A 3,062-nucleotide genomic window follows, 5' to 3' on the forward strand; every position below is an offset into this window, starting at 1 on the left:
TTATTATACTATATCTATCCTGTCTGGCTCTTACTGCATTAAAAAAAATAAAGTCATCAATATTAATACTTGGATTATCTTCAACAAAATAATGTTTAAGTAAGTCCTTGATAGTTAATCTACTGTTGTCGTAAACTTCAGTTTCAAATTCATCATCACTTAAGCAAGAGATAGATAAATTACACTGTGCATCCAAATCAATTAGTAGCACTTTGGGAATATAATCATCTTCAAATTTCAGATGATGTAATCCAGTAGCTAGATTATGTGTGAATGTAGTTTTACCTACCCCACCTTTCCAATTAATAACACTTATTACCTTCGTCATTATTTTACAACTCCTCCAATTATCATACTACTTTTAACTAAGAGTAACAAATTTTCTTAAGAAATTATATCCTAAAAATATATTTATTTTCATATAATACCTATTTTCAGGCGAGTCTCTTTCTCTCTTTAGACCTAATAACACTATTTTCCACTCTACCATTTAATAAACATGTGATGAGATTAAAATTTGATAATTCTAATAACAAGCTCAACATATTATGAAGTGATAACTATCAATTTTAAAGAGTGCGGGAGTAGTAGTGCTACTAAGTAGTATAACCTTCAGCTACCCTTTTTGGTCTTTACTAGCCCCGTACTATTCGCACGTAGAAAGTATCTCTATTAACATTATTTTATGCAATATCACACGTGACAAATTTTTCATACATTTGCGTGGATGACAGAGTCTTTTTCCAGCTTACAGGTGAGCTAAAATTTGATAAAAGGACTTTTTTTCTATTCTTCAAATGATTTCATTTATCAATTATTTAAATTTATTTTCTTTCTCTACTGAAACAGTTAAAGTTGATGAACTTCCTTCTTCCTGCTCATATTCCGCTTTATAAATAATACCATTATGAGAATAAGACAGCTTTTTTCTTGTAGTATTATTCCATCCCGTAGACCAAGATATTCCAGAACTATCTGTTTCCTTTTTTTAGGTGTGATTGATAAATCGGTTAGTTCGATTAATTTAAACAGAAGCAATATGAACATCTGTATTTCTATCTATATTGTTCTTCTCTATAACTCCTATTACTACGCACTTAATTCCAAATTTTAAATAAATTATAATTTACAAACAATTTTCAAAAGAATTTATAGTATAATATAACTATTAAAATACCTTATGAGGAAATTGAAATGTTAAAAGAAAAATTAGAACAAATCACAAAACCTATTGTAAGTGATATTACAAATCAACAAATTCTATATGGTATGGCTGTTCGTATACCTGCATTAGACTTACTTAAATTATTTTCCGATTCTGAATTTGAGGACTTTATCGAGGAATGGTCTAGCTCTTATTTAGCTGAAAAAGTAAATTACAAAAAGGTATATAAAAATAGGGGCGCAGGTGATAAGGGTAGAGATATTATTGCAACCTTAGATGATAAAGAAGTCCTTTGGGATTGTTATCAATGTAAACATTATGAAAATCCCTTAACTCCTTCTGTAGTATGGGTTGAATTTGGAAAACTATGTTATTACACTTATAGAGGCGACTACACTATTCCACAAAAATACATTTTCGCTACTTCCAGAGGCCTCGGCAGTAAATTAAAAGATCTAATTAAAAAACCTGAGAAATTAAAAGGGGAATTAATTAAATTATGGGATGATAAATGTAGAAAACAGATAACAGATACTGAAGAAGTAATATTAGAAGGTGAGTTTAAAAAATATGTACAAGACTTCGATTTTAGTATTATAAGTTTTTTAGAACCTTTAGAGCTAATTGAACAGCACCGTCAAACACCATACTATATTACAAGATTTGGTGGTGGATTTACAAAATTTAGGGTAGATCCAGAAATCCCTTCAATAATTAGTAATTCAGAGGTTACCTATATAGAAAAATTATTAAAAGCATATAATCATGATAGTAATGAAGTATTTGATATCGATAACTTAAAGAGCAAATATAAAAAGCATTTATCCAGAGAACGTATTCATTATCATAAAGCACTGTCACTTGCAATATTTGAACGAGATACTTTACCAGAAGGAATGGAAGCATTTGAAAAATTAAAAACATCAGTATTTTATGGAATTATTGATACTGTTGAATCTGATTACAGTAGCGCATTTACTAGGATCAAAGAAACTACAAAAGTTGCTAGAAGTTTACAACTTACAGGTAATGCATTAACTAGTTTAGTGGAAGATGATGATAAGCACGGCATTTGTCATCATTTAGCTAATGATAATAAAATTGACTGGGTGGATATAGATGAGTAATACAACAGATAATTTATTTAATTCATCGTTAGAAGTAGCTTTAAGAATACTAGTTTTACTTAACCGTGCTGAATCTAATAATTTTGATATAGATAGATTAGTTATATTCGATTATTTTATTTTACATAGGAATGATATTGATAAGAATCAAGAAAGTATTCACCCACCTTTACCCCATAGAAGCTCTGAAATAATAATTAGAAGAAAATTAGTACAAGAGGGTTTAGATGTTTTAATAAGTAGAGGACTTATTTCAACTATCTATCATAATACTGGAGTATTTTATTCAGCTAATAGAAGTACATCATTATTTGTGGATTTATTAAAAAGTACTTATTTCTCAAAACTTACTTTAGTTGTAGAATGGGTTCTTTCTAAATACGGAAATGTTAGTACACCTATGCTAAATAAGATTATAAATGAGAATATTCATATCTGGGGTGGCGAATTTGAATACGAAGCATTAGTAAGGAGTACCTATGAACAATAAATACGGTTTTATTTTAAATAGACTTGTCTTATCAAATTCTACTGAAACAAGAGAAATCAAACTTTATAAAGGTCTAAATTTTATTTCTGGTCCAACCGATACTGGAAAAACCTATATATATCAATTGATAAAATATTTACTTGGTTCAAACGATTTACCAAAAAAAATACCAGAGAATAAAAATTTCAATATTGCCTATCTAGAAATACAATCTTACTCAAAAAATGAAATTATTACCTTAAATAGAATATTAGGTACAAACAAAATTAATATCTATAGC

The 3,062-nt window shown here is 28.5% G+C and carries 4 protein-coding genes; 3 read left to right on the top strand and 1 reads right to left on the bottom strand.

What is annotated here, in order from left to right:
- Nucleotides 1-328 (bottom strand): ParA family protein (locus PVA17_RS24535; protein ID WP_274069305.1); only part of this gene is annotated, 328 nt, incomplete at its 3' end.
- Nucleotides 329-1,194: 866 nt separating this feature from the next.
- Between PVA17_RS24535 and PVA17_RS24540 the strand changes: the two genes are divergently transcribed.
- The 3 genes from PVA17_RS24540 to PVA17_RS24550 form a co-directional block, all read left to right on the top strand.
- On the top strand, nucleotides 1,195-2,292 hold the full coding sequence (locus PVA17_RS24540) for an ABC-three component system protein (RefSeq protein WP_274069306.1): 1,098 nt from the start codon (nucleotides 1,195-1,197) through the stop codon (nucleotides 2,290-2,292).
- Nucleotides 2,285-2,782: an ABC-three component system middle component 2 gene (locus PVA17_RS24545; RefSeq protein WP_274069307.1), complete on the top strand. Its 498-nt coding sequence runs from the start codon at nucleotides 2,285-2,287 to the stop codon at nucleotides 2,780-2,782. Before PVA17_RS24540 ends, PVA17_RS24545 begins: the two co-directional genes overlap by 8 nt.
- A partial coding sequence (locus PVA17_RS24550; protein WP_274069308.1) for an ATP-binding protein occupies nucleotides 2,772-3,062 on the top strand: 291 nt, incomplete at its 3' end. The genes PVA17_RS24545 and PVA17_RS24550, both read left to right, overlap by 11 nt.

It is taken from the genome of Lysinibacillus sp. CNPSo 3705, from assembly GCF_028674935.1.
Lineage (GTDB): Bacteria > Bacillota > Bacilli > Bacillales_A > Planococcaceae > Lysinibacillus.